Raw genomic sequence first — 25,012 nt, 5'->3', positions numbered from 1 at the left:
TCATGGACACCACCCGCGACACCACCCCCGTCTCCACCGGGCCCTCCTTCACTCGCCGCCGCTTCCTGCAGACCACCACCGCCACGGCCGGCGCCGTCGCCGCGGGCGCAGGCCCGCTTCTCGAACCGGCGACGGCGGCGGCATCGGCCACCGCGACCGCCGCCCCCGGATCGCTCTCCTTCACCGCCGCCACCAACGGCGCCGCCACCCTCGCCCCGCCTGGCGACCGCTTCGTCGCCGAGATCCAGAACATCCTGTGGTCGATCCCGCGCAAGGGCGGCACCGCGAGACCGCTCACCACCCCCGAACTCGAGCCCACCCGCCCCCAGTTCGCCCCCGACGGGGAGCGGCTCGTCGTCTGCGGCTACCAGGGCGGCGGCTTCCATCTGTGGCTCGTGGACGCCGACGGCGGCACACCGAAGCAGCTCACCGACGGTCCGTGGGACGACCGCGGTCCCGCCTGGTCGCCGGACGGCCACCGGATCGCCTTCGCCTCCGAGCGCGGTGGTGACCCCGAGCACGCCGCCCCGTACCGCATCTGGACCATCGACGTACGCGACGGAACCCTCACCCGCCTCACCGGCGCTCCCGGCCAGGAAGGCCCGGGGCAGGGCGGTGCCTGGGAGGACTTCGACCCGACCTGGTCCGCCGACGGCACCCGCGTGCTCTTCGTGCGGGGAGTGGTCACCGACGCCGGGACCCTCCAGGCCTCCACCCTCGCCTCGGTCGCCGCCGACGGCACCGGAGCCGTCACCACCGAGCACACCGACGACTCCGGCGCCCAGGTCATGACGCCCGCCGTGGCCCCGGGGCCCAAGGGGCCGCTCGCCTACCTGCGGACCACCGCCGCACCCACCGCCACCTGCACCCTCGTCGTCGACGGAAAGCCGGTCGCGGTCCCGGGCGACGTCGCCCCCGTACCGCCCCGCTGGACGGGTCCCGACACTCTGCTCCTCACCGTCGACGGCCGCTTCCGCCTCGTCCGTCCCGCCGCCCCGAGCGAGGGCGAACAGATCACGTTCACCGCGAAGCTCCCGGTCGACCGCCCGCGCTACCGCGTCAAGCGGTACGACTTCGAGGCCGGGGGAGTCCGGCAGGTCCGCTCCCCGCACCTGCCGGCCCTGTCGCCCGACGGCAAGCAGGTGGCCTTCGCCGCCCTCAACTCCCTGTGGGTCGGCGCCACTTCGGGCGGCCGCGCCCCGCGCAAGGTCGTCCAGGCACCGCAGACCCGCTACGTACTCGCCCCGACCTGGACCCCCGACGGCAAGGCGCTCGTCTACGCCGACGACCGGGCGGGCCTGTTCTCCGTACGCCGCCACGACCTGGACAGCGGCAAGGAGACCGTGCTCGCCGAGGGCGGCCGCGTGTTTCCCGCGCTCTCGCCCGACGGGGAGCGCCTGGCGTGCATCGACATGTCCGGCAATCTTGTTCTGCGCGAACTAGCCGCGGGCACCGAACGTGTCCTCGCCGCGCCGATGGGCAGCGGCGGACTGCCCGGCAGACCCTGTTGGTCACCCGACGGCAGATACGTGGCGCTGTGCGACCGCAGCCGCCTCAACCAGCGCTTCCGCGAGGGCTACAACCTCATCCGCGTCGTCGACACCAAGAGCGGGAAGGCCGTCGTTCACCAGGTCGCCCCGCATGTCTCGATCGCCGACCGCTACGACTCCGGGCCCGCCTGGTCGCCCGACGGCCGCACCATGGCCGTGGTCGTCGAGTCCGCGCTGTGGCTGCTGCCCGTCCGCCCCGACGGCACCCCGGACGGCGACCCCCGCCAGGTCACCGACGAGGCCGCCGACCACCCGAGCTGGTCCGCCGACAGCCGACGGCTCCTCTACCTGAGCGCGGGCCGGCTCCGCCTCCTCGACGTGGCGAAGGGCACCGCCCGCACCGTACGGATCCCGCTCGACCACCGCCGCCCCCGCCCCGCCGACACCGTCGTGCACGCCGGCCGCTTCTGGGACGGCACCGGATCCGAGGTCCGCGACGACGTCGACCTCACCATCGAGGGCGGCCGCATCGCCGCCGTCACCCCGCACCGCGCGGGCAACAAGGCGACCGCCAAGCGCGTCGACGCCTCCGACAGGACCGTGATCCCCGGCCTCTTCGACGCCCACACCCACCCCTGGCAGTCGACCTACGGCGGCCGCCAGACCGCGCTGCAACTCGCGTACGGCATCACGACCGCGGTCTCCCTCGGCGGCTTCGCCTACGAGCAGGCGCGCATCCGCGAGGCCGTGTACGCGGGGGCGCTCGCGGGGCCGCGGCTCCTCGCCACCGGGGAACTGCTCGACGGGCCGCGCATCGCCTACAGCATGGGCCGCGCCCACCGCACCCGTGCGGGCCTGCGCCGCTCGCTCGACCGGGCCGCCGCGCTGGACTGGGATTTCGTCAAGACCTACGTGCGGGCGCCGGGTTGGGTGATGAAGGAGGCCGCCGAGTTCGCGCACGAGCGGCTCGGGGTGCGCAGCGGCAGCCATCTGTGCACGCCGGGAATCCAGCTCGGCCAGGACCTGACGACCCATCTCCAGGCAACCCAGCGCCTGGAGTTCGGGCACGCGACGACGGCGAGCGGGCACGCCGGACAGGACGTCCAGGAGATCTACACGGAGACCGGCGATTTCCATCTCATCGCCACCCCGTTCACGGCGCAGCCGCTGATCGGCGCCGATCCGGCCCTCGCGGACGATCCGCGGGTCACGCGGCTGATGCCACCGTGGGACACCGCCGCCGTGGAGAAGCTCGCCGGGGCCGCGCCCACCGCCGCCCAACTCGCCACGCTGGACCGGGAGGTCGCGGTCTACCGGCGTGTTCTCGCGGCGGGCGGGAACATCGCGCTCGGCACCGACCAGCCGCTCGTCCCGGTCGGTCTGCACCTCCACCTCGCGCTGCGCGCCCTGCACCGCGGCGGCCTCTCCCCGGCCCAGGCCCTGCACACGGCGACGCTGATGCCCGCCCGGGTCTTCGGGGCGGACGCCGACCTGGGCACCTTGGAGGAGGGCAAGCTCGCCGACCTCACGATCGTCGACGGCGACCCGTTCACCGACTTCGACGACCTGATCCGTACGACGGCGGTGCTGCGCGGCGGCGTCCCGTTCCACCAGGCCGACCTCGTCGGCTCGTTCGAACCGGTGACCCCCAGAACTCTGAGGGCCACCGGTGACGACTGGCTGGAAGTGGGCCGCCTCATGCGCCGGGAAGGGTGCTGCGACGCCGGAGTCTAGGCGCTGACCCAGACGACGGACGCTAGGCCTTGAGCCTGGTCCCGCGCGGCGCGAGCCGGTTGCCGACGGCCCCGAACAGGCCGTCGGCGACCAGCGCGAGCACCGCCACCCACAGCGCCGCCGCGATGACACCGGACAGGCCGTACGACACCTGGTTGAGGATGATGTCACCGAGCCCACCGCCACCGGCGACGGCGGCCAGGGTCGCGCTGGAGATCACGTACACGACGGCGATCCGGATGCCGGTGAACAACACCGGCAGCGCGAGCGGCAGTTCGACCCGCCACAGGATCTGCCACTGCGTGAGCCCCATGCCGCGCGCGGCCCGTACCAGGTCCGCGTCGACCTGCTCCACACCGAGGTACGCGTGCGTGAGCACCGGCGGGATCGCCATGATGACCAGCGCCGTCATGACGTTCACGAACCCGATGCCGAGCAGGCCCAGGAAGATCGCGATGAGGGCGAGCGAGGGCAGCGCCCGGCCGATGTTGGAGATGCTCACGGTCAGGAACGAGCCCTTGCCGCGGTGCCCGAGCCACACACCGAGCGGCACCCCGATCACCAGGGCCACGGCGACGGCAGCCGCCGAGAGCAGCAGATGGTCGACGGTCCGGCTGAACAGTAGGCCGAAGTGGTCGGCCATGAACGAGAAACTCGCGAGGAAGGTGTGCATCAGACGGCCCTCCGCGTCCTGGCCCACGGGGTGAGCGCCCTGCCGAGCAGTACGAGCAGTCCGTCGGTGGCGAGCGCGAGCGCCACGGCGAGCAGGCCTGCCCCGATGAACTGTGTGTTGAACGGCGACTGGAGGCCCTGGATGATCGGCGAACCGAGGCCCTGGTCGATGATGAACGCGGCGATCTCGACCACACTGATCGTGGTCACGGTCGCCACCCGCAGCCCGCTGATCACGGCGGGCAGCGCGAGCGGCAGCTCGATGCGCCACAGGATCTCGCGCCGGGTCAGCCCCATGCCGACACCGGCCCTGCGCACGTCCTCGGGCACCTCACCGAGTCCCGTGATCGTCGACTTGAACAGCACCATCAGCGTGTACGAGACCAGGGCGATCTCGGCGGTGAGCACGGACAGGCCCGACACCGGGACGAGCAGCGTGAACAGCGCCATCGGCGGAATCGTGTAGAGGAACGAGGTGAGTCCGCCGAGCGGCCTGACCAGCCACTTGCGGAAGTGCGCGAGCAGCGCCAGCGGGAACGCGATCAGGAAACCGATCCCGACCGCGATCACCGTGAGGCGCACATGCTGGACGAGAGCGGGTCCGAACACGCTGGAGAAGTTCGCGGTGAACCAGTCGACGCAGAACACACCGTTGTCGCGCACACACGAACCGACCGTGCCGAAGTCGGGGATGACGGGCCCATTGGCGAGCGAGATCACGCTGCCTCCCGTATCAGCTCGACGGTCACGGAGCCGACCGGCTTGCCGGCCTCGTCCGTGACGGGCAGCCGCTCGGCGCCGCCCGCCATCAGCGCCGACAGGGCGGTCCGCAGGGTGTCACTGGTGCGCAGCGCGCCGTCGTCCGACGCATTGCCCGCGGGCTCCAGCTTCAGGTCGCCGAGTGTGCGCAGCGTCAGCGCCTTCAGCCCCCGGTCCGTGCCGACGAACCGGGCCACGTAGTCGTCGGCCGGCTCGCGCAGGATCCGCTCCGGGGTGTCGTACTGGAGCAGCTTGCCGCCCTTGGCGAGGATCGCGATGCGGTCGCCCATGCGAACGGCTTCGTCGATGTCGTGGCTGACGAACAGCGTGGTCTTCTGCACCTGCTCCTGGAGCTTCAGGAACTCGTCCTGCACGTGCTCGCGCGTCACCGGGTCGAGCGCGCCGAACGGCTCGTCCATCAGCATGATGGGCGGATCGGCCGCCAACGCCCGTGCGATGCCGACGCGTTGGCGCTGACCGCCCGACAGTTGGGACGGATACCGGTGGGCGTACTCCTTGTGCGGAAGGCCGACGAGTTCGAGCAGTTCGCGCGAGCGCTCCGCGATTTTCGGCTTCCTCCAGCCGAGCACCTGCGGCACCGTCGCGACGTTCTCCTCGATCGTCAAGTGCGGGAAGAGACCGGCCTGTTGGATGACGTAGCCGATGCCGCGCCGCAGTTCGATGACGTCCTGCTCACGGATGCTGCTGCCGCCGATCCGGATGTCCCCGCTCGTCAGCTCCGTGAGCCGGTTGACGAGGGTGAGCGCGGTCGTCTTGCCGCACCCGGAGGCGCCGAGCAGGACGCAGATCTCGCCTGCCGGAACCGTCAGGGACAGCGCGTCGACGGCGGGTTCGCCCGTGCCGTCGTACGTCTTGGTCGCCGCATCGAAAACTATGTCGTCGGCGGCGCCAGCGGTCTGCATCGTGGAATGCTCCTCGGTCACGGTCATATCAGCTTGTTCGCTCTCAGGAACCGGTCGGCGACCTTCGCCGGGCTCAGCCGCATGATCGCGGCGGCCTCGTTGAGGGCCTGCATGGCTTCCTCCGTGAGCAACTCGTCGACGGCGTCGAGCGGTTCGGTGAGCCGCTCGCCGTACTTCTCGACGAGGGACGTGCGCACGACGGGGGAGACGTTCTGGAACCCGAAGATGGCCTGGTCGTCGTCGAGGATGGTGAAGTCGTAGCGGCGCAGCTGTGGGTCGGTGGTGAACACGTCGGCCGCGTCCACGTCCCCGTTCTTCAACGCCGGGTACTGCAGGCCGATGTTGAGCGGCCGCACCTTCATGTCGTGCAGCCCGTACGCCTTGACGATGGCGTCGAAGCCGAGCGGACCCGTGATGTTGTCGGGGTACTCGGCGTACGACATCTTCCCCAGGCGCTTGAGGTCGCCGACCGTCTTCAGCCCGTGCTCACGGGCGTCGGCGGTGCGCACGGCGACGGCGTTGCGGTTCTGGAACGGTGTCGGCGGCAGCAGTGAAATCCCGCGCCCCGCCTCGAACTTCTTCGCCGCCACGTACGTGTCGTGCGCCGTCGTCGGCATGTGCTTCGGCATCGCGAACGTCTGCAGGACGACGCCCGTGTACTCCGGGTAGAGGTCGATCTGCCCGTTGCGCAGCGCGCGGTCGATGAGGTCGGCGCTGCCGACGTTGGACTTGAGGACGACGTCGAAACCGCGCGCGCGGAGGATCTGGGCGTACAGCTCTCCCATCACCCACGACTCGGTGAACTGCTTGGAGCCGACCGTGATCACGGGCCCGGTGCCGGCCGCGGACCCGGTGGCCGTGGCCACCCCGGCGGCCGCGACGACACCGAGCGAACCGGTGAGGAACGTGCGTCTGCGCATGCTCAGACTCCCTGCCGGGGAATCACGGCGTCCGTGGTGCGATCGAAGACGCGGGTGTCCCCTTCGTAGGCGGTGAGGGTGTTGACGACGGTGAACAACGTGCTGTCGGAGGTCATCCGGCTGTGCGTGACGACCTTCCAGTGCCAGTCGTCGCCGCGCCCGCCCTCCTCGGTGCGCTCGCATTCCACGACGGCCGAGGACGGGTCGCCCTCGGTGAGCGAGAAGCGGTCGACGGCGTGGCCGCGCTTCCACAGGCCGTCGGTGAGGTCCTTGAACTCGCCGTCCTTGACGACGAGTTCGATGTCCGTGCGGCCAGAGACCGGGTCGTGCTCGATCCGCCGCGAGGAGCCGTCACCGGACGTGGACAGCTCGACCGGCAGATCCGGCTGCGGCTCCCCGTAGGGGCGCAGCTCGTCGTCCGCGTCCGTCGGCGGCCGTACGGGCAGGTGGAGCGCGGCGGCGGGGGAGGCGTGCAGGGTGACGGTGACCGGCTCGGGCGACGGCCAGGCCAGCGGAAAGTACGAGGACGAGACCGCGACCCGGATGCGGTGTCCCGGTGCGAAGGCGTGCGCGGTCGCCATCAGCGGCACGGTCACGTCGTACGCCTGCCCGGGCTCCAGCGGCAGCGTCTCCTCGTGCCCCTCGCGGTGCGTGAGGTTGAGCAGGCCGCGGGTCACGAGACGTGAACTGCCGTCCGGTGCGACGTCGTTGAGGCGCACCGCGAGCTGTGCCGCGGGCCGGTCGGCGCTCACCCGCAGCGTCACGGACGGGACACCGAGGATCTCGTGGCGCTCGTCGAGCGGCGTCGTGGTGAAGCAGTGCGCGAGCCCGTCGTCGCCGCCCTGCGGGCCGAACTGTCCGGCCGCGTCGCCGAACTGGAGCCAGCTGCCGCCCGCCGTACCGAGCACGCGGGTGCTGTCGAGGTGTGCGTCACGGAAGCGCAGCGGGTCGTGTCCGACGGCCTCGCCCGCCGCCTCGCCGGCCAGCGCGAACGCCTGCCGCTCGATGCGCTCGGACGGCCACTGCTGCTCGGCCACCCACCGGCCGGGACGCTGCTCCCGGTCACCACCGGGCGCCGCCCACTCGGGCAGCCACGCGCGCAGCGCCGGATCGTTCAGGGCCCCGGTGTCCTCGCCGCGCAGGAACTGGTCGAACCAGCGCACCACTTCACCGTGGAAGTCGATCGCGGGCCCGGGCGCCGCCTGGTGCGGGTACGTGTGCGCCCACGGCCCGACCAGCGCGCGCACGGGAGCGTTGCCGACACCCTCGAGGAGGCGTAGCACGGCCCCGCAGTACGGGTCGTACCAGCCGCCCACCGCGAGCACCGCGGCCTCGATCGCGCCGAAGTCCTCGCACACCGAGCCGTGCTTCCAGAAGGCGTCGCGGGTCTGGTGCCGCAGCCACTCCTCGACGTACACCGGGGTGTCCGCCATCCGCTCCAGCCACCGCTCGCGCCAGTCGTCGCCGACCACGGCCGGGTCGGCGGGCCGCGCGTTGTAGGCGAGCATCGTCGACGCCCACGGCAGCATCTCGGAGGCGATCAGCGAACCGCCCGTGAAGTGCACGTCGTCGGCGTACCGGTCGTCCGTCGAGCAGACCGTCACGATCGCCTTCAGCGCCGGCGGGCGCAGGGCCGCGAGCTGCAGTCCGTTGAAGCCGCCCCACGACTTGCCGATCACGCCGACGGTGCCGTCGCACCACTCCTGCTCCGCGAGCCACGCGATGACCTCGACGCCGTCGTCCAGCTCCTGCTGCGCGTACTCGTCGAGCATCAGCCCGTCGGAGTCGCCGCTGCCGCGCAGGTCGACGCGGACGGCGGCGTAGCCGGACGCGGCGAAGCGGGCGTGCAGGCTGTTGTCGCGGTCGGCCGTCCCGTCGTTCTTGCGGTACGGGATGTACTCGAGGATCGCGGGCGCCGGTCGTGCGGTGCCTTCCGGGAGCCAGACACGGGCGGCGAGCCGCGTGCCGTCGGCGAGCGGAATCCACAGGTGACGCACGAGTTCTGAAGGTGCTACGGGCAAGGTGAGGTACTCCTGTCGAACTTCAGCTACTCACTGGTCATTCAGTAGTAGCGATCGGGCTCCCTACCCCGCTCCCACACCTCGAAACCACCTGTCCCAGAAAGTGGACGGGGTGGGAGAGTGGAAGCCATGGAAACGTACCGGCTGCACCCCGGCCACCCGTCATCCCCGGTGCTCCTGCACGTGCCGCACGCCTCCCGCGAGATCCCGGCGCGCGTACGCGAAGGCCTGCTGCTCCAAGGGGAGGCACTCGCCCGTGAGCTGGACCTCATCACCGACGCCCACACCGATGTCATCGCGGACCGCGCCGCGCGTACCGCCGCCGTCACACCATGGCGATTCGTCAACGAGCGCTCGCGCCTGGTCGTCGACCCGGAGCGGTTCCCCGACGAACGCGAGGAGATGCGGTCGGTCGGCATGGGCGCGGTCTACACACGCACGACACACCGCGAGCCACTGCGCCCCGAACCCCCGGCCGACGAGGACGCCTTGCTGGACACGTACTTCCACCCGTACGCGCAGGCCATGACACGGGCCGTGGCCGACCGCCTGTCGGCGACCGGCCGGGCGGTCGTCATCGACGTCCACTCCTACCCGAGCCACGCCCTGCCCTACGAACTGCACGGCACGGACCCGCGCCCACCGGTCTGCCTGGGCACCGACCCGTTCCACACCCCGGACACCCTCCTCGCCGCGGCCCGCGAGGCCTTCGCGGCGTACGGGGACACGGCGGAGAACACCCCCTTCGCAGGCGCGTACGTCCCCCTGGCGCACTACGGCAACGAGCCCCGCGTGAGCGCCCTCATGCTGGAACTGCGCCGCGATCGCTACCTCGACGAACCGGTCACCCCGCACGACGGACTGGCGAAGGCCGCCGACGCGCTCGCGAACCTGGTCGACGCGGTGACCCGCGACGCCGGGCTCAGTCCAGCGTGACCGGTGGCTCAGTCCAGCCCGGCCAGTGACTCCGGCGTGAGATCCGCCAGCGTCGGATAGCCGTCCACCGCCATGATCAGGTCGGCCTCGGCGAGCAGCGAGCGCAGCACATGGACGAGCCCGTCGTCGCCACCGACCGCGAGCCCGTACGCGTACGGGCGGCCGACACCCACCGCCGTCGCGCCGAGCGCCAGGGCCTTGATGACGTCGGCGCCCGAGCGGACTCCGGAGTCGAAGAGCACCGGCATGCCGTCCGCCGCCTCGACGACGCCGGGCAGCGCGGCGAGCGCGGGGAGGCCGCCGTTGGCCTGGCGGCCGCCGTGGTTGGAGCAGTAGATGCCGTCCACGCCGCCGTCCTTGGCGCGGCGCACGTCCTCGGGGTGGCAGATGCCCTTGAGGATCAGCGGCAGATCGGTCAGTGAGCGCAGCCACGGCAGATCGTCCCAGGTGAGCGGGTTGCCGAAGAGGCCGACCCAGGAACGGACGAGGTCCGTGGGGTCGGTGCTCGCGGCGATCTCCTGGAAGCGCGGGTCCGACATGTAGTTGGCGAGGCAGTGGCCGCGCAGCTGCGGGAAGTTGGACGTCGACAGGTCGCGCGGGCGCCAGCCGGTGACCCACGTGTCGAGCGTGACGACGATGCCCTTGTAGCCCGCCGCCTCCGCCCGCTTGACCAGGCTCTCGGCGAGCGCCCGGTCGGTGGGTGTGTAGAGCTGGAAGAAGCCCGGTGTCCCGCCGAACTCCGCCGCCACGTCCTCCATCGGGTCGACCGTCAACGTCGAGGCCACCATGGGAACGCCGGTGCGCGCCGCGGCCCGCGCCGTCGCCAGGTCCCCGTGCCCGTCCTGCGCGCACAGCCCGATCACGCCCACCGGAGCCATGAACAGCGGTGAGGCCAGCCGCATCCCGAACAGGTCCACGGACATGTCGCGCTGTGTGGCGCCCACCATCATCCGGGGCACCAGCCCGTACCGCTCGAAGGCCCGCACATTGGCGCGCTGCGTGTGCTCGTCGCCCGCGCCCCCGGCCACGTAGGACCAGACGGAGGGGGAGAGGGCAGCCTGCGCCCGCTGTTCGAGGGCGGCGTAGTCCATCGGTTGCGTGGGTGTGACGCCCCGCAGTCCGTCGAGGTAGATCTCGAATTGGTAGTCGCCGAACTGCGGGCTCATCACGCACCTCTTCGCCAGGGGGCAGGGACACACCAATCTGCCAGGTCAAGGGCGCAGGGCAAAGGGGTGGTCAGGTCCGCTGCCGTACGAAGTCCAGGGAGTCGGTGAAGATCCGCCGGACCTCGGCCTCGTCCACGCCGTGCCAGCCGTGGTCGGCCCCCGGCACCGTCCGCAGCTCGACCGGCGCCCCGGCTGCCCGCAGCGCCTCCGCCAGCTCACGGCCGTGCGAGCACGCCACCATCGAGTCGGCCTCGCCGTGCACGACGAGGAACGGCGGTGCGTCCGCGTGCACCCGCTTCAACGGGCTTGCCGCGTCCGCCAGTTCCGGAACCAAAGCGGGCGCGCCGCCAAGCAGCAGGGCCTCGGGAGTGGCCGGGTTCTCCGGGTCGAACGGTTCGCGCCGCGTCGTCAGATCCGCAGGGCCGTACCAGATCACGGCCCCCGCGAGCCGCGGCTCGTCGTGCGTGAGCGCGAGCATCGACGCCAGGTGGCCGCCCGCCGACTCGCCCCAGACGACGGTGCGTTCGGAATCGACGCCCAACTCGGCCGTACGCAGCCCCAGCCAGCGCAGCGCCGACCGTAGGTCGTCCAGCGGCGCCGGGAACGTCGCCTCGCCGCTGAGCCGGTAGTCCACGCAGGCCACCGCGAGGCCCGCCGCGGCGAGTTGCTCGAACGGGCCGGGGGTCCACTCCCGCGTACGCACACCCATGTCGCCACGCCGGCCGCGCCGCCACGCCCCGCCGTGCACGAACAGCACCAGCGGGGCCGGGCCCGCGGGGGCCGGCAGCCACAGGTCGAGTTCCAGTGGGCGGGCGCCGTCCAGGTCCGCGTACGGGACACCGTGCAGCGCGCGCACGCCGTCCGCGTACTCGGTCGCCCGCGGCAGCGGCGCGACGTCGGGGTGCGGCGCGGCGATCAACTGCCGCAGCTCGCCCGGCGTCACGAGGTCCGCCACTGGTGGTCGGGCAGGAAGCGCACGTCGTACTCCTGCGGCACGGTGCCGAACTTGTGCGGCTCGGGGATGAACGGCTGGGCGGGCAGGCCCATGCCCTCCGTCGGCGTGCCCAGCGTCTCGAAGAAGCGCTCGAAGGTGCCGCCGGGGCCCGCGGCGACGCCGACGACCTGGGAGTGGTGGCGCTCCATGCGGTAGGCGTGCGAGCAGTTCTTCGGCACGAAACCGAAGTCACCCGGCGTGAGCAGGCGCTCCAGCTGCTCGCCCTCGGGGTCCTCGGCGAAGAGCCGGACCGCGCCCTGCGTCACGTAGAACACCTCGTGGGTGTCCGCGTGCACATGGGCCGGGATGATGTCGCCCTTCGGGCCCTCGACGGTGAAGAAGTTGAAGGTGTTGTCGGTCTGCTCGCCGCCCGCGTAGACGGTGACGAGATCGCCGAAGAGGTGGGCCCGGTCTCCCTCGCCCTTCTCGATCACGTACGGCTTCGAGGGGTCGGCCGGTATGCGGGAGGCGCTGCGATAGCGCGTCGCGAATTCCATGGTCATGATGTCGTCCTCACTTCGTGTCAGGGTGCCTGACGGTTCATGTCAGGTAGCCTGACACGCGAGGCGGTCCGCAGGCAAGAGGCCGTGACGAGGTCCACCCGGAAGGACGGAAGCAGTGACGAGCGAGCCCGGACGTGATCTGCCGCAGCTGCTGGGCGAGGCCAGGCGCTGGTTCGAGGACGGGCTGCTCGCGACCCTCCGGGCGCAGGGGGAGGCGCCGATAACGCCCACCCAGATGCAGCTCTTCGCGATGCTCGACGCGGACGGCACCACCGTCGCCGAGCTGGCCCGCCGCATGAGCGTGACCCGGCAGACCGTCCATCAGGCGGTGTGGGCGCTGATCGAGGACGGGTTCCTGGAGCAGGTGCCGGACCCCGCCTCGGCCCGTCAGCGACTGGTGCGGCGCACGGCCCGCGGGCGGCGCGCGCACGAGCGGGCGCGCCGCGCTCTCGACGGTCTTGAGGCGAGGCTGGCCGAGCGCATCGGCGAGGACGCGCTCGGCGCGCTGCGTGCGGCGCTGGAGGCGCCGTGGGGCGGGCCGTACGAGGAGTGACCCGCGGCGGCCGTCAGTCGGCGACCGCGTCCGTGACCGCGCCGAGGTCCACGAACTTGAAGTTGGTGGACGGGCGGTCCGGATCGCCCGGCGCGTCGTGGCCGTCCTGCACCACCAGGAGGCCGTTCGGGAAGCGCCGGCCCAGCGGCTCGTTCAGCGCGGCGGCGCCGTCGCACTCCTCGGAACCGTCCAGTCGGCCCGAGGCAGGTGTGACGCGGAAGCCGCCCTCGTACTCGTTGGCGTCGGACACCTCGCGGTCGTAGCCGGCGAAGGTGCTGTCGCCCTGGCTGGAGGCGAGCAACAGACCGTCGCCGTCCTTCTCGTTGACCAGGGTCAGGCCCTCGACGTCCGCGGTGAGGCGCTTGCCGCCGAAGCCCGGGTCGGCGCCCGCCACGCACTCCTCGCTCGCCTCGTCGTAGATGCCGGGGACCCCGAACTCCTTCACCTTGTCGATCAGCTTCGGGGTGCCGCCGAGGTCGGCGCGCAGCCGCCAGATGCCGACGTCCTCCTGACCGGCGTAGAGCGTGCCGGTCGCCGGGTCCACCACCATGCCCTCGACCTGCGGCAGTTCGCCGGGCTCGCCGCACGGCGACCAGTCGGCGCCGTTCGGGAGGCGGAAGGAGGAGGGCAGGTCGAGGGTGCGGACCTTGGTGTAGCCGACCGTGCCGTCGGCGTTGCCCTTGAGTTCCAGCAGGGCGAGGCGCGTGCGCTCGCGCTGACTCACCAGGGCGTACGAGCGGCCGCTCGCCGGGTCCGTCCAGGTGGCCAGTCCGTACGCCGTGCGCTGCTCGTTGATCTCGTCCTGGGAGCCGGAGAAGACCGGGGCCGCCTTCGGGTCGGTGACGTCGGTGAGCGGGCCGCCGGTCCGGTCGCGGTCGATGCGGTACAGGCGCAGCCGGTCGTTTGCCCCGGTCCGAGGTCACGGCCAGGTCGCCGAGACCGGCGCTGTGGACGAGGTCGACGTTGTTGAACCGGCCGGGCGCGTCGTCGGCGCCGGGCCCCGCGGGCGCCGGGAGCGACTGCACCTCGTGCGCGTCGAGGTCGTAGACGCGCAGGCCGCCCTGTTTGGCGGTGGCGACGACGAGGCTGCGGTCGGGGTCGGCGGGGTTGCGCCAGATCGCCGGGTCGTCGGCGTCCGCGTCGCCGCCCGCCGCGTCGTCGTGCAGGGCGGCGGTCTCGGCGCGCGGCGCGACGGCGGGCAGCGCCCGGGAGGCGGCCTGCGCGGGGCCCGTCGTGGTCACGGCGAGCGCGGCGGCGGTGGCGAGGACCAGCAGGGACATCCGTGGAGTGGTCACGTGAAAGCTCCTTCATGTCGCGTACATGGCGGAGACATTCTGTGATCTTGGCGTGAGGGAGGAGGGGGTGTCGCCCCAAGCGGGTGCGTACGCGAGGTGAACGCGCGGTGCGGTTCCATTCCTGTGAAGTGGGAATGAGTTGCAAACAAAATCGTTGACAATTTCGTTCGCCTAGATTTAGCGTCGACACGCACTCACTCAGGGAGGGCAAATGCCGGAGGAAGCCCGTCCGGGCTCCGGAGAGCAGGCCAAGCAGTACGCGCTCGATCAGCTGCGGGCGGCGATTCTGCGCGGCGAGATGTCACCGGCCCAGCGGCTGGTGGAGAACGAACTCGCCGAACAGTACGACGTGACGCGGGCGAGCATCCGTGCGGCGCTGCTCGAACTGGCCGGGGAAGGCCTGGTCGAGCGGATCCGCAACCGCGGCTCGCGGGTGCGGGTCGTCACGGTCGAGGAGGCCGTGGAGATCACCGAGTGCCGGATGGCACTCGAAGGGCTGTGCGCGGCCAAGGCGGCAGAGGAGGCCACCGACGCGCAGCTCGACGAGCTCACCGGACTCGGCTACGCCATGTCCAAGGCGGTCGCCGATGGTGACCCGCTCACCTACTCCGACCTCAACCACGAGCTGCACGCCCGCATCCGGGACATCTCAGGCCAGCAGACGGCCGTGACCCTCCTGGAGCGGCTCAACGCCCAACTGGTGCGACACCGCTTCCAGTTGGCGCTGCGTCCGGGGCGTTCGCAGCAGTCCCTGGGCGAGCATCTGGCGATGATCGAGGCGATCCGCGCCAGGGATCCGCAGGCGGCCGAGACGGCCGTCCGCGCCCACCTCCGCAGTGTGATCGGCGTGTTGCGCGCCGACTGACGCCGCATCGGGGGACGGGCGCACACCTGTCACCAAGGAGATGCAGCAATGACCAACGGCCACGCGCCCGCCACCCCGCCACGATCGACCCTGGTCGTCACCGCGCACGCCGGGGACTTCGTGTGGCGGGCCGGCGGTGCCATCGCGCTCGCCGCCGCCCGCGGCGAGAAGGTGAGCATCGCGTGCCTGACGTTCGGGGAGCGCGGCGAGTCAGCCAGGGCCTGGCGGGAGGGCAAGAAGCTCGACGAGATCAAGGCGCTGCGCCGCGACGAGGCGGAGCGGGCCGCCGCCACCCTCGGCGCCGACGTCCACTTCTTCGACGCCGGTGACTACCCGCTGCTGGAGAGCGCCGAGTTGACCGACCAGCTGGTCGCCGTCTACCGCGACACCCAGCCGGACGTCGTGCTCACGCACACCGTCGAGGACCCGTACAACGGCGACCACCCGGCCGCCAACCGCATGGCCCTCCAGGCCCGCATCCTCGCGCAGGCCATCGGCTACCCCGGCGAGGGCGAGATCATCGGCGCCCCGCCCGTCTTCTACTTCGAGCCGCACCAGCCCGAGATGAGCGGCTTCAAGCCGGAGGTCCTCCTCGACATCACCGAGGTCTGGGACACCAAGCGCAAGGCCATGGAGTGCCTGGGCGCCCAGCAGCACCTGTGGGAGTACTACACCGACCTGGCCGTACGCCGAGGTGTGCAGCTCAAGCGCAACGCCGGGCCCAACCTGGGGCTCGCCCACAAGACCATGGCCGAGGCGTACATGCGCCCGTACCCGCAGATCGCGAAGGAGCTCTCCTGATGCCCGGCGTCATCGTCACCAACCCGCCCAAGGCCGAGGCCAAGGACGTCGAGGCGCTCGCCGGATACGGAGTCGCCACCGTCCACGAGGCGATGGGCCGCACCGGCCTCCTCGGCCACCACCTGCGCCCGAACCAGCAGGACACCCGCATCGCCGGCACCGCCGTCACCGTGCTGTCCTGGCCCGGCGACAACCTCATGATCCACGCGGCCGTGGAGCAGTGCGGCGAGGGCGACATCCTCGTCGTCACCACCACCTCGCCGTCCACCGACGGCATGTTCGGCGAGCTGTTCGCGACCGCGCTCCAGAAGCGGGGCGTGCGTGGCATCGTCACCAACGCCGGGATCCGGGACACCGTCGAGCTGCGCGAGATGGGCTTCCATGCCTGGTCGGCGGCCGTTTCCGCGCAGGGCACCGTGAAGGCGACCGGCGGCAGTGTCAACGTACCGGTCGTCATCGGGAGTGAGACCATCCGTCCCGGTGATGTCATCGTCGCGGACGACGACGGTGTGGTGGTGGTGCCCCGCGAGCGCGCCCGCGAGGCCGCCGAGAAGTCGCAGGCCCGCGAGGAGAAGGAGGCCGCCACCCGCGCCGCCTTCCTGGAGGGCCAACTCGGCCTGGACCGCTACGGGTTGCGCGACACCCTCAAGCGGCTCGGCGTCGAGTACCGCACGTACGAGGAGCACACCTCGTGACCGGGCCCGAGGAGCTGCGCTGCATGGTGATGCGCGGTGGTACCTCCAAAGGCGCCTACTTCCTCGCCGACGACCTGCCCGCCGAACCGGCCGCCCGTGACGACCTGCTGCTGCGGGTGATGGGCAGCCCCGACCCGCGCCAGATCGACGGCATCGGCGGCGCCCACCCCCTCACCAGCAAGGTGGCGGTGGTGTCACCTTCGGAGGATCCGGACGCCGACGTCGACTACCTGTTCCTCCAAGTGGGCGTCGACGAACCCGTGGTGTTGGACCGTCAGAACTGCGGAAACATCCTCTCCGGCATCGGCCCGTTCGCGGTCGAGCGGGGCCTGGTGCCCGCGGGGGAGACGGGGACCTCGGTCCGAATCCGCATGGTGAACTCCGGTGACCGGGCGACCGCCACGTTCTCGGGAAGCCCCGCGGCCGGCGTCGACGTGGTCATCGAATTCCCGCCGGGAGAAGGGCAATTGCTGCCCACCGGGCACCTCCGGGACACCGCCGCCGGCGTCGAGGTGACCTGCGTCGACAACGGCATGCCGACCGTGCTCGTCCCCGCCGATGCCCTCAAGGTCACCGGATACGAGGACCCGCAGGAGCTGGAGGCGGACGCCGAGCTGGCTTCGCGGGTGCGTGACATCCGGCTCGCGGCAGGGGAGTTGATGGGCCTCGGTGACGTCTCCGACACCACCGTCCCCAAAGTGACCCTGCTCGCCTCGCCCCGCCACGGCGGCGCTGTCACCACCCGCACCTTCATCCCGGTGCGCTGCCACACCGCCATCGGGGTGCTCGGCGCCGCGAGCGTCGCGGCAGGTCTCCGTATCGAGGGCAGCGTGGCGAACGGCATCGCCCAACCGCCCTCGGACTGCGACCGGTTGCGCATCGAGCACCCCACCGGCTCCACCGACATCGAAAGCAGCATCACCACGGGCCCCGACGGCCTTCCCGCGGCCCGCAGAACCGCCGTCGTCCGCACGGCCCGCAAACTCTTCGACGGCACGGTCTTCCCGCGCCCCGCACGCACGTCAGGAGAACCCCGATGACCCCGCCCCTCGGCGACATCGCGCACATCGGCCACGCCCAGCTGTTCACCCCGGACCTGGACGCCAGCGTCGGCTTCTTCACGGACTTCCTGGGCCTGACCGTCTGCGACCGCCGCGACGACACCGTCTACCTGCGCACCTTCGACGACTACGAGCACCACAGCCTCGTCCTCACCGCCCGCGACCAGCCCGGCCTCGGCCGGATCGCACTGCGCACCTCCAGCGAGGAAGCACTGCAACGCCGCGTCAAGGCGGTCGAGGAGTCCGGCGGCACCGGCCACTGGACCGAGGACGAGCCCGGCCTCGGCAAGCTGTTCGTCACCACCGACCCGGACGGCCACGAACTCGCCCTCTACTGGGACAGCGAGCACTACCAGGCGCCCGACGAGCTCAAGCCCGCCCTGAAGAACCAGCCGCAGGCCAAGCCCAACCGCGGCGTCGGTGTCCGCCGCCTCGACCACGTCAACTTCCTGGCCTCGGACGTCGCCCTCAACGCCGACTTCCACTCCGACGTCCTCGGCGCGCGCCCCACCGAGCAGATCCAGCTCGACACCGGCCGCATCGCGGGCAAGTGGCTGACCTTCACCAACAAGTCGTACGACGTCGTCTACACCGAGGACTGGACCGGCGCCAACGGCCGCCTGCACCACATCGCCTTCGCGACCGACAACCGCGAGGACATCCTGCGCGCCGCCGATCTCGCCATCGACAGCGGCGTGTTCATCGAGACGGGCCCGCACAAGCACGCCATCCAGCAGACGTTCTTCCTTTACGTCTACGAACCCGGCGGCAACCGCATCGAGTTGTGCAACCCGCTCACCCGCCTCGTCCTCGCGCCCGACTGGCCGCTGATCACCTGGACCGAGGAAGAGCGCAAGAAGGGCCAGGCCTGGGGTCTGAAGACCATCGAATCCTTCCACACCCACGGAACGCCGCCGATCAAGCCCTGACCGCCAAACGTCCCCGCACACCCCAACCCACCCATTGATGACCGGGCCGCCACCGGACAGCCCGGACGAGAGGAACAACGATGTCCTCGCGTTACCGCTCCGCCCTGCCCAAAAACGTGGCCTCCGCACCCGCCGAGGACCCCTCCCGCCGCAGCCGCGCCATCGTCATCGCCCTGTGCTGGGCGCTGGTGTTCATCGACGGCATCGACACGTTCATCTACGGGTCCGCGCTGCCGCACATGCTCGGGTCGAAGGCGCTCGGCCTGACCGACGCCACCGCCGGTGACATCGGCAGCTACACCACCTTCGGCATGCTGATCGGCACCATCCTGTCCGGCACCGTCAGCAACTGGGTGGGCCGCCGCAAGACCGTCTTCACCTCGGTCGTCGTCTTCACCATCGCCACCGTCGGCTGCGGATTCGCGCAGAGCGCCGGGGTGTTCGGCTTCTTCCGTCTGGTGTGCGGCTTCGGCCTCGGCGCGCTGCTGCCGATCGCCATCTCGTACGGCATGGAGTTCACGACCGGCGCCCGCAAGGCGCTCGCGACCGGTGTCATCATGACGGCCCATCAAACAGGCGGCGCCGTGGCCCCGTTGCTCGCGCTGTGGCTGATCGACGACTTCGGCTGGCGCTCCGCGTTCCTCGTCGGCGCGATACCCGCGCTGATCTTCCTGCCGCTCGCCCTGAAGCTGCTGCCCGAGTCGCCGACCAACCTGCTGACCCGCGGCCGCACCACTGACGCGCAGGCACTCGCGGGCAGATACGGCCTCGAACTGCCCGAGCCCAAGGGGCACGCCGCCGACAAGCTGGAGAGCATCAAGTCCCTGTTCCGCGGCCGCCAGTGGCTGACGACGCTCTGCTTCTGGCTGACGTCCTTCGCGGGCCTGCTGCTCGTCTACGGGGTCGGCCAGTGGCTGCCGAAGATCATGGGCGACCTCGGATACGACACCGGTGACTCGCTGCTCTTCTCGACGTTCCTCAACGTCGGCGGCATCGTCGGCATGCTGGTCGCGGGCCGCCTCGCCGACCTGATCGGCCCGCGCCGCATCGTCATCCTCTGGTTCGCGCTGACCGCGGTCTTCGTCTACCTCATGGGCGTGCACATGTCGGTGGCCGTGCTGTACGGCGTCGTCTTCCTCGCCGGGCTGCTCCTGTTCAGCGGCCAGACGATGGTGTACGCGACGGTCGGCTCCCACCACCTGGAGGAGGATCGGCCCACCGCGCTCAGCTGGGTCTCCGGCATGGGCCGCTTCGGCGCCGTCTTCGGCCCGTGGATGGGCGGCCAGCTGCTCGCGGCGGGCCACGCCGACCTGGGCTTCTCGATGTTCGCCGTGGCCGCCGTGTTCGGCGCGGTGATGATGGCGCTGGCCGCGCTCACCATCAGGGTCGGGGCGAAGCGGGGGAGCGGGGACCGGAACGGGGCGCCGGCGCTGGCCGGTTGACCCGATGACACGGCGATGTGGCCCGGTCCCTGAATGGGACCGGGCCGCATCGCGTGCGTTTAGGTACAGGTGTTGGCCGCGTACCTGGGGTCAGTCGCGCACCGCGGCCAGGGACGTGTCGTACAGGTCGATGATGTCGCCCTTGCCGCCGCCCGCGACCCACGTCATCGAGGCGGCGTCCAGGCAGGCGAACGCCGTCGCGATCACCGCGCGGGCCCTCGGGTTCGCGCTGCCGGGGGCGATGCCCATGCGTGCCTCGATGAGCGGCAGTGCGTCCTCCTGGAGTCGCATCCGCTTCTCGAGCCAACCGGCGCGCAGCGAGGCGGTGTTGTGCAGGAGCCGGAACCGCTCCAGGGCCTGCTCGCGGCTGTCGTGCAGCGCCAGTACGGCGACGATGGCCGCGCGCAGGGTGTCCCAGACGTCGGCTTCGGCGGGCTGTGCGTCGATCGTGTCCGTCAGGACGCGCCCGAACTGTTCCTGGCCTCCGCCGAGGAGGTCCTCCTTGGTGCCGAAGTAGCGGAAGAGGGTGCGCTGGGAGACGCCGGCCTCCCGGGCGATCTGGGCGGTGGTCGTCTCGTCGTAGCCCTGCTCGGTGAAGAGTCGCAGGGCCGTCTCGAGGATCTCCTGCGAGGCCAGTTGCCGCGTCCGGTCCCAGAGTGTCGCCGGTGCGCCTGCCGCCGTCTTGGCTTCCTGCTTCATGGGCTCAGGCTATCCCAGCGCTGCCAGGGTGGCAGTCGCGTGATGTTTGGCAGTGACTGTCAGGTAGGCGTAGGCTGTCAGTTCCTACCTACCTCGGGCAGCACATAGAGGGGCGCACCATGTCTGCACCTGCAGCTTTGATCACCGGTGGAACCAGCGGCATCGGCAAGGCGACCGCCGAACTGCTCCGCTCGCGCGGCTTCCGCGTCATGGTCACCGGCGTCAGCAATGTCGCCGGGGCCGGCCTCCCCGAAGACATCAAGGTCGTTCGGGCCGATGCGCGGTCCCTGGCCGACCTCGACCACGTGATGGATCTGGCGCGCCGGGAGTTCGGCTCGCTCGACCTGTTGTTCCTCAACGCCGGGATTTCCCGGCCGGGCCCGATGGAGTCGACCGACGAGGACGCCTTCGACGCCCTGTTCGACATCAATGTCAAGGGCAACTTCTTCACCCTGCAAAAGGCGCTCCCGCTCCTCGGGGAGGGGGCGTCGGTCGTGTTCACCGTGGGAGCAGGGGAAGGGATCGGAGCCGCCATGGCGGCCGCCAAGGGCGCCCTGCTGCCCCTCGTGCGGTCCCTCGCGCTCGAACTGGCCCCGCGCCGCATCCGTGTCAACGCCGTCAGCCCAGGGCTGATCGACACCCCTGCCTACAGCAAGCTGGGTGTCACCCGGGAAATGATCGACTCATGGGGTGAGGGCGTCCCGCTCGGCCGCGTCGGCGCTCCCTCCGAGGTCGCCGAGGCCGTGGCCTTCCTGGCCTCGGACGCCGCCGGCTACATCACCGGCGAGAACCTCGCGGTATCCGGCGGCATCGGCGTGCATGCCGGCGCCTGACGGGCCGCCCGCCGCTAGCGGGGAAGCGCCCCGGCGACGGCGGACGTGACGACGCGGCGGACATCCGCCTCCGCGGGCGGGCCGTCCTCCCGGTTCGCGTACAGCAGGTGGCCCGAGCCGATCAGGGTGAGACCCAGCGAGTCGATGTCCGTGCCGGGCGCCAATCGGCCCGCCCGGCGCTCCGCTTCGAGGTACGAGCGGAGCATGGCGGTGGCGTCCGCGAGGACCGTCACACCGGGGCGTCCGGCCGCCCGCAGCCGCGCGCGCAGGCCGTCGCGGAAGGTGAGCAGGCCGACCATGGCGACGACGACCGGGGTGAACAGGTCCGCCAGCGCCTCGGTGAGGACGTCGACGACGGTACGGGTGCCGGCGGACGCGACGAGCGCGGCGGCCCGTTCCTCCATGCGGCCCGCGCGGTCGATGACGAGGTCGGCCAGGAAGGCGTCGAAGTCGGCGAAGTGGCGGTGCAGCACGCCCTTCGCGCAGCCCGCCTCCGTGGTGACCGCCCGGCTGGTGAGCGCGGCGGCCCCGTCCCGCATGAGGACGCGCTCGGCCGCGTCGAAGAGCTGCTCGCGCACATCGCGTATGGCCACACCGGTCGGCACCTGCGCTTCTCCTTCGTACGACTCGGGTGTCTGACTGCGGCAACAGTAGAAGAGTGGGCGAGTGCCCACTATGGTGGGCGCATGCCCACTCGTGACGTGAAGCCCACTGAGGCCGCTGCGAACCAACCGCACAAGGCGCGCGCCATGGCCGAGTCCTTCGGCGCCGACCCCGAGCGCTACGACCGCACCCGGCCCCGCTACCCCGACGCCCTCGTCGCCCGGATCGCCGCCGCCGCGCCCGGCCCCGACGTCCTCGACGTCGGGGCCGGCACCGGCATCGTGTCCCGCCAGTTCCGGGCGGCGGGCAGCACCGTCCTCGGTGTCGACGTCGACGCGCGCATGGCGGAGTACGCCCGCGGCCGCGGACTCGACGTGGAGGTCGGCAGGTTCGAGACCTGGGACGCGGCGGGCCGCACCTTCGACGCGGTCGTCGCGGGACAGACCTGGCACTGGGTCGACCCGGTCGCCGGAGCCACGAAGGCCGCCGACGTACTGCGGCCCGGCGGACGCCTCGCCCTCTTCTGGAACGTCTTCCGCCCCGGCCCCGGCCTCGCGGCCGCCTTCGCCGCGGCCCACCGCGCAGCCCTGCCCGACTCGCCGCGCAACCCGTGGGACCGCCCCACCCTCGACGCGTACGGCGCGATCTTCACGAAGGTCGCCGACGGTCTGCGCGACACCGCCCGGTTCGGCGAACCCGAGGAGTGGCGCTTCGACTGGGAGGCCACCTACACCCGCGACGCGTGGCTGGAACAGATGCGCACCAGTGGCGAGGCGGGCACGTACCGGCCGGAGCAGTTGGAGGGGCTGCTCGCGCGCACGGGCGCCGCGATCGATGCGATGGGCGGCGGGTTCACCCTGCCGTACACGGCGGTGGTGGTCACGGCGGAGCGTGCCGAAGTCTGACCCCGGGGCCGTCGATGCGGGCCCGGCGGAGCCCGATTGTCAGTGGTGGGTGCTTCCCTGGAGTCGTAACGGAAGGGGAAGCAGCAGTCATGACAGAGGAAGGTCGGCGTCGGCAGCCTGGTGGGGACCTGTGTGTCCGGCGGCATCCGGACACACAGGTGGAGTGCGTGCTCCCCGACACGCACTATCCGCGCCCGCACCACGCATTGGACGGGACGACGTGGCACGACGGGCTGTGCGGGGCCTGCCACGGGAGCGGGAGGCGCGAGGGGGAGGTGTGCGGTGACTGCCGTGGCGGCGGGTTCTGCCTGTTGGAGGAGCAGGAGTGAGCGGATCAGTGGGGGAGGTGTCGCTATGCGGAGCCTGAGCAGCAGTCGTCGTTCTCCCCGGGGCTCGCCGGGTCCAGGCGGCAGTAGCACGACGAGCGGATCGGGACGTCCGCCACCGCGAGCGCCGTCGTCAGCTGCGGGGCGATGATCCGGGCCTCCGCGGTGCGGCCGAGCCGGAGCAGGCACTCGTGGTACCCGTGCAGGGCCCAGACGTTGTTGGGGTGGCGCAGCGAGCGGGGGAGGGTGTCGTCGAGGCCCAGGTCGGCGGCGTAGACGGCGGCGGCCTCCGTGACCCTGCCCCGCTCCAGGAGCAGCGCCCCGTACGCGTGGCGGGTCGGCTGCATCCAGCCCCACGGCTCGTCGTAGGGGAGGGTGTCGTCGAGGTGGATGGCGCGGCGGAGGTCCGTAAATGCCTGGTCGAAGTCGCCGCGCCGGTAGGCGAGTTCGCCGTCGAGCATCGCCGCGGCGATGGCGAGGAGGTCGAGGCACGTGTTGTTGTAGACGGTGCGGGATTCGGGCACCCGCTCGACGGCCGCCGTGAAGCGCGCGCGTTCGGCCGCCGCCTCCCGTGTACGGCCCGTCGCGGCGAGGGCGAGGCCCCGGCCGTAGTGGGTCATCGCCGTCGTCACGCAGTACAGATCCGGGTCGTGGGGCAGCGGCAGGTCGATGAGGTCCTGCCAGCGGCCGAAGCGCACCAGGGCGTGCACCCGCATGCCCAGGAAGCCCTCGAGCCAGTCGGCCATGGGCGGGGAGTCGACGCGCATCAGCTCCTCGGGGACCGCCGCCTCGAGCCGGTCCACGGAGTCGAGAGCCACCTCCGCCTGGCCCGCGAACATCGCGGCGTAGAGCCGGAAGTGGAGGTTGTGGCAGCGGTAGAGCGTGTAGAAGTTCATCGCACCGTCGCGGGCCAGCGCCAGCTCGTCCGCCTCGATGGCGCGGGTGTTGGCCGCGATGGTGCGCCGGTAGTCGCCGCACAGCACGTCGATGTGCGTGGGCATGTGGTGCAGATGGCCCGAGTCGGGCACCAGGCCCCGGAGCCGGTCGGCGACGGGGAGCGCCTGCTCGGGCGTCGGTGACATCTCCATGAGGTGGATGTAGAGGTGCAGCAGGCCGGGATGGTCGCGGCCGTCGGGCCGTGCCAGCGCGCGTTCGAGAGCTTCCCGGGCCTCGACGGTGCGGGCGCCCTCGGCGGGGCGGCCGGTGGGCAGATCCCACAGCTGCCAGGGCGTGAGGTTCATCAGGGCGTCGGCGTACAGCGTCGCGACATCCGGGTCCTCCCGATGGTTCGCGTAGACCTTGCCCATGGCCTGCGCGTACTCCTCGTTCCACACGGACTGGTCGGGCGCGGGACCGGCCGACGGGTAGCGGGACGCGAGGGCGTCGATCAGCGCCTGTTCGACGGGTGTGGCGCGTGCGGCGGCGAGCGTGGCGCGCTGGACGGCGTGATGCGTGCGCTCGACGGTCGACGTCAGATCACGCTCGTCGAACGCCTCCCACGGCTTGTTGTAGTTCGGCCCGAGCGCGTAGGCGAGGCCCCAGTGGGCCATGGCGCACTGCTCGTCGGCCTCGATGGCCCGCTCGAAGCAGTCGGCGGCCGCCTCGTGGTGGAAGCCGTACACCCACAACAGGCCCCGGTCGAACCACCGTTGCGCCTCGGGTGACCCCGTGGTGATATCGCGGTGGAAGGATCCCAGGTCGTAATAGCCGTCGTCGTTCACGGGCGCCGCCTTCGACGAGTCTGCCGGGTCCGTCCCGGAGAGGGTCGGTTCCGGCACATTGTCCCGCCAAGGCCGCCGCCGCACCATGGGCGGCGCACGCATGGCGCGGGGGTCAGGGGCGTCGCCGGACCTGTGGGGAGGAGCATCGCCGGCGCCCTTCGGTGGG

At 71.5% G+C, this 25,012-nt stretch carries 22 protein-coding genes and 1 pseudogene; 11 read left to right on the top strand and 12 right to left on the bottom strand.

All coding sequences use genetic code 11. The annotated features are described in order from the left end of the window. Window positions 1–2: 2 nt before the first annotated feature. On the top strand, window positions 3–3,224 hold the full coding sequence (locus tag ABT004_RS01900; RefSeq protein ID WP_351330820.1) for an amidohydrolase family protein: 3,222 nt from the start codon (window positions 3–5) through the stop codon (window positions 3,222–3,224). A gap of 22 nt (window positions 3,225–3,246) precedes the next feature. Here ABT004_RS01900 and ABT004_RS01895 read toward each other — a convergent pair whose 3' ends face one another. Genes ABT004_RS01895 through ABT004_RS01875 form a run of 5 tightly spaced genes read right to left on the bottom strand, consistent with a single transcriptional unit; the run spans window position 3,247 to window position 8,519 of the window. Further along, the gene (locus ABT004_RS01895; RefSeq protein ID WP_351330818.1) at window positions 3,247–3,897 is read right to left on the bottom strand and encodes an ABC transporter permease; all 651 of its coding nucleotides are present in this window, start codon (window positions 3,895–3,897) and stop codon (window positions 3,247–3,249) included. Next, the gene (locus ABT004_RS01890) at window positions 3,897–4,616 is read right to left on the bottom strand and encodes an ABC transporter permease (RefSeq protein WP_351330816.1); all 720 of its coding nucleotides are present in this window, start codon (window positions 4,614–4,616) and stop codon (window positions 3,897–3,899) included. The genes ABT004_RS01895 and ABT004_RS01890 overlap by 1 nt, the downstream gene beginning before the upstream one ends. Continuing rightward, on the bottom strand, window positions 4,613–5,578 hold the full coding sequence (locus ABT004_RS01885) for an ABC transporter ATP-binding protein (RefSeq protein ID WP_351330814.1): 966 nt from the start codon (window positions 5,576–5,578) through the stop codon (window positions 4,613–4,615). The genes ABT004_RS01890 and ABT004_RS01885 overlap by 4 nt, the downstream gene beginning before the upstream one ends. A 23-nt stretch (window positions 5,579–5,601) precedes the next feature. Continuing rightward, a complete protein-coding gene (locus ABT004_RS01880) occupies window positions 5,602–6,498 on the bottom strand; it encodes an ABC transporter substrate-binding protein (RefSeq protein WP_351330812.1) in 897 nt (298 codons plus the stop codon). Between the two features lie 2 nt (window positions 6,499–6,500). Further along, window positions 6,501–8,519: a CocE/NonD family hydrolase gene (locus ABT004_RS01875; protein WP_351330810.1), complete on the bottom strand. Its 2,019-nt coding sequence runs from the start codon at window positions 8,517–8,519 to the stop codon at window positions 6,501–6,503. Window positions 8,520–8,648: 129 nt separating this feature from the next. Between ABT004_RS01875 and ABT004_RS01870 the strand changes: the two genes are divergently transcribed. Beyond that, entirely contained in the window at window positions 8,649–9,455 is an 807-nt protein-coding gene (locus ABT004_RS01870; RefSeq protein ID WP_351330809.1) for an N-formylglutamate amidohydrolase, read from the top strand. Window positions 9,456–9,463: 8 nt separating this feature from the next. Here the strand turns inward: ABT004_RS01870 and ABT004_RS01865 are convergent, their stop codons facing one another. From ABT004_RS01865 to ABT004_RS01855, 3 genes are all read right to left on the bottom strand, one after another. Beyond that, window positions 9,464–10,621 carry an alpha-hydroxy-acid oxidizing protein gene (locus ABT004_RS01865; RefSeq protein ID WP_351330807.1) on the bottom strand — a complete coding sequence of 386 codons (1,158 nt, stop codon included), beginning with the start codon at window positions 10,619–10,621 and terminating at the stop codon, window positions 9,464–9,466. 70 nt (window positions 10,622–10,691) lie between these two features. Further along, a complete protein-coding gene (locus ABT004_RS01860) occupies window positions 10,692–11,576 on the bottom strand; it encodes an alpha/beta hydrolase fold domain-containing protein (protein WP_351330806.1) in 885 nt (294 codons plus the stop codon). After that, the gene (locus ABT004_RS01855) at window positions 11,561–12,118 is read right to left on the bottom strand and encodes a quercetin 2,3-dioxygenase (RefSeq protein ID WP_351330805.1); all 558 of its coding nucleotides are present in this window, start codon (window positions 12,116–12,118) and stop codon (window positions 11,561–11,563) included. Before ABT004_RS01855 ends, ABT004_RS01860 begins: the two co-directional genes overlap by 16 nt. A 115-nt stretch (window positions 12,119–12,233) precedes the next feature. Between ABT004_RS01855 and ABT004_RS01850 the strand changes: the two genes are divergently transcribed. Then, complete coding sequence (locus ABT004_RS01850; RefSeq protein ID WP_351330803.1) at window positions 12,234–12,671, top strand: MarR family winged helix-turn-helix transcriptional regulator; 438 nt, start codon at window positions 12,234–12,236, stop codon at window positions 12,669–12,671. A gap of 13 nt (window positions 12,672–12,684) precedes the next feature. On the opposite strand, the pseudogene ABT004_RS01845 reads toward ABT004_RS01850, so the two are convergent. Continuing rightward, window positions 12,685–13,951: pseudogene (locus tag ABT004_RS01845) on the bottom strand (phytase). A gap of 226 nt (window positions 13,952–14,177) precedes the next feature. Between ABT004_RS01845 and ABT004_RS01840 the strand changes: the two are divergent. The 6 genes from ABT004_RS01840 (at window position 14,178) to ABT004_RS01815 (ending at window position 19,759) form a co-directional block, all read left to right on the top strand. Continuing rightward, window positions 14,178–14,831 (top strand): GntR family transcriptional regulator, encoded by a 654-nt coding sequence (locus ABT004_RS01840; RefSeq protein WP_351330801.1) that lies wholly within the window; start codon window positions 14,178–14,180, stop codon window positions 14,829–14,831. Between the two features lie 48 nt (window positions 14,832–14,879). After that, complete coding sequence (locus ABT004_RS01835) at window positions 14,880–15,632, top strand: PIG-L deacetylase family protein (RefSeq protein WP_351330800.1); 753 nt, start codon at window positions 14,880–14,882, stop codon at window positions 15,630–15,632. Further along, a complete protein-coding gene (locus ABT004_RS01830; protein WP_351330798.1) occupies window positions 15,632–16,327 on the top strand; it encodes a 4-carboxy-4-hydroxy-2-oxoadipate aldolase/oxaloacetate decarboxylase in 696 nt (231 codons plus the stop codon). The genes ABT004_RS01835 and ABT004_RS01830 overlap by 1 nt, the downstream gene beginning before the upstream one ends. Beyond that, a complete protein-coding gene (locus tag ABT004_RS01825) occupies window positions 16,324–17,367 on the top strand; it encodes a PrpF domain-containing protein (protein WP_351330796.1) in 1,044 nt (347 codons plus the stop codon). Before ABT004_RS01830 ends, ABT004_RS01825 begins: the two co-directional genes overlap by 4 nt. Further along, on the top strand, window positions 17,364–18,317 hold the full coding sequence (locus tag ABT004_RS01820) for a catechol 2,3-dioxygenase (protein WP_351330794.1): 954 nt from the start codon (window positions 17,364–17,366) through the stop codon (window positions 18,315–18,317). Before ABT004_RS01825 ends, ABT004_RS01820 begins: the two co-directional genes overlap by 4 nt. 80 nt (window positions 18,318–18,397) lie before the next feature. Beyond that, window positions 18,398–19,759, top strand: a complete 1,362-nt coding sequence (locus tag ABT004_RS01815) for an MFS transporter (RefSeq protein WP_351330792.1) — start codon at window positions 18,398–18,400, stop codon at window positions 19,757–19,759. Window positions 19,760–19,849: 90 nt separating this feature from the next. On the opposite strand, the gene ABT004_RS01810 is transcribed toward ABT004_RS01815, so the two are convergent. Further along, window positions 19,850–20,458 carry a TetR/AcrR family transcriptional regulator gene (locus ABT004_RS01810; RefSeq protein WP_351330790.1) on the bottom strand — a complete coding sequence of 203 codons (609 nt, stop codon included), beginning with the start codon at window positions 20,456–20,458 and terminating at the stop codon, window positions 19,850–19,852. Between the two features lie 119 nt (window positions 20,459–20,577). On the opposite strand from ABT004_RS01810, the gene ABT004_RS01805 reads away from it, so the two are divergent. Continuing rightward, window positions 20,578–21,291: an SDR family NAD(P)-dependent oxidoreductase gene (locus ABT004_RS01805; protein WP_351330788.1), complete on the top strand. Its 714-nt coding sequence runs from the start codon at window positions 20,578–20,580 to the stop codon at window positions 21,289–21,291. 14 nt (window positions 21,292–21,305) lie between these two features. Here the strand turns inward: ABT004_RS01805 and ABT004_RS01800 are convergent, their stop codons facing one another. Continuing rightward, window positions 21,306–21,896: a TetR family transcriptional regulator gene (locus ABT004_RS01800; protein ID WP_351330786.1), complete on the bottom strand. Its 591-nt coding sequence runs from the start codon at window positions 21,894–21,896 to the stop codon at window positions 21,306–21,308. An 81-nt stretch (window positions 21,897–21,977) separates the two neighbouring features. On the opposite strand from ABT004_RS01800, the gene ABT004_RS01795 reads away from it, so the two are divergent. After that, window positions 21,978–22,799 carry a class I SAM-dependent methyltransferase gene (locus ABT004_RS01795; protein WP_451187178.1) on the top strand — a complete coding sequence of 274 codons (822 nt, stop codon included), beginning with the start codon at window positions 21,978–21,980 and terminating at the stop codon, window positions 22,797–22,799. A gap of 352 nt (window positions 22,800–23,151) precedes the next feature. Here ABT004_RS01795 and ABT004_RS01790 read toward each other — a convergent pair whose 3' ends face one another. Continuing rightward, window positions 23,152–24,846: a tetratricopeptide repeat protein gene (locus ABT004_RS01790; RefSeq protein WP_351330959.1), complete on the bottom strand. Its 1,695-nt coding sequence runs from the start codon at window positions 24,844–24,846 to the stop codon at window positions 23,152–23,154. Window positions 24,847–25,012: the final 166 nt, after the last annotated feature.

Source organism: Streptomyces sp. NPDC002790 (assembly GCF_040295505.1).
Lineage (GTDB): Bacteria > Actinomycetota > Actinomycetes > Streptomycetales > Streptomycetaceae > Streptomyces.
Note: the sequence above shows the minus strand (reverse complement) of the source record. Positions and strands in the feature narration are given on the sequence as shown.

Bases quoted from the DNA above. Each gene is read 5' to 3' on its own strand.
- ABT004_RS01900 (WP_351330820.1), top strand. From the start codon at position 3: ATGGACACCACCCGCGACACCACCCCCGTCTCCACCGGGCCCTCCTTC.
- ABT004_RS01895 (WP_351330818.1), bottom strand. From the start codon at position 3,897: ATGCACACCTTCCTCGCGAGTTTCTCGTTCATGGCCGACCACTTCGGC.
- ABT004_RS01885 (WP_351330814.1), bottom strand. From the start codon at position 5,578: ATGCAGACCGCTGGCGCCGCCGACGACATAGTTTTCGATGCGGCGACC.
- ABT004_RS01880 (WP_351330812.1), bottom strand. From the start codon at position 6,498: ATGCGCAGACGCACGTTCCTCACCGGTTCGCTCGGTGTCGTCGCGGCC.
- ABT004_RS01870 (WP_351330809.1), top strand. From the start codon at position 8,649: ATGGAAACGTACCGGCTGCACCCCGGCCACCCGTCATCCCCGGTGCTC.
- ABT004_RS01865 (WP_351330807.1), bottom strand. From the start codon at position 10,621: ATGAGCCCGCAGTTCGGCGACTACCAATTCGAGATCTACCTCGACGGA.
- ABT004_RS01855 (WP_351330805.1), bottom strand. From the start codon at position 12,118: ATGACCATGGAATTCGCGACGCGCTATCGCAGCGCCTCCCGCATACCG.
- ABT004_RS01840 (WP_351330801.1), top strand. From the start codon at position 14,178: ATGCCGGAGGAAGCCCGTCCGGGCTCCGGAGAGCAGGCCAAGCAGTAC.
- ABT004_RS01835 (WP_351330800.1), top strand. From the start codon at position 14,880: ATGACCAACGGCCACGCGCCCGCCACCCCGCCACGATCGACCCTGGTC.
- ABT004_RS01830 (WP_351330798.1), top strand. From the start codon at position 15,632: ATGCCCGGCGTCATCGTCACCAACCCGCCCAAGGCCGAGGCCAAGGAC.
- ABT004_RS01820 (WP_351330794.1), top strand. From the start codon at position 17,364: ATGACCCCGCCCCTCGGCGACATCGCGCACATCGGCCACGCCCAGCTG.
- ABT004_RS01815 (WP_351330792.1), top strand. From the start codon at position 18,398: ATGTCCTCGCGTTACCGCTCCGCCCTGCCCAAAAACGTGGCCTCCGCA.
- ABT004_RS01810 (WP_351330790.1), bottom strand. From the start codon at position 20,458: ATGAAGCAGGAAGCCAAGACGGCGGCAGGCGCACCGGCGACACTCTGG.
- ABT004_RS01805 (WP_351330788.1), top strand. From the start codon at position 20,578: ATGTCTGCACCTGCAGCTTTGATCACCGGTGGAACCAGCGGCATCGGC.
- ABT004_RS01795 (WP_451187178.1), top strand. From the start codon at position 21,978: ATGCCCACTCGTGACGTGAAGCCCACTGAGGCCGCTGCGAACCAACCG.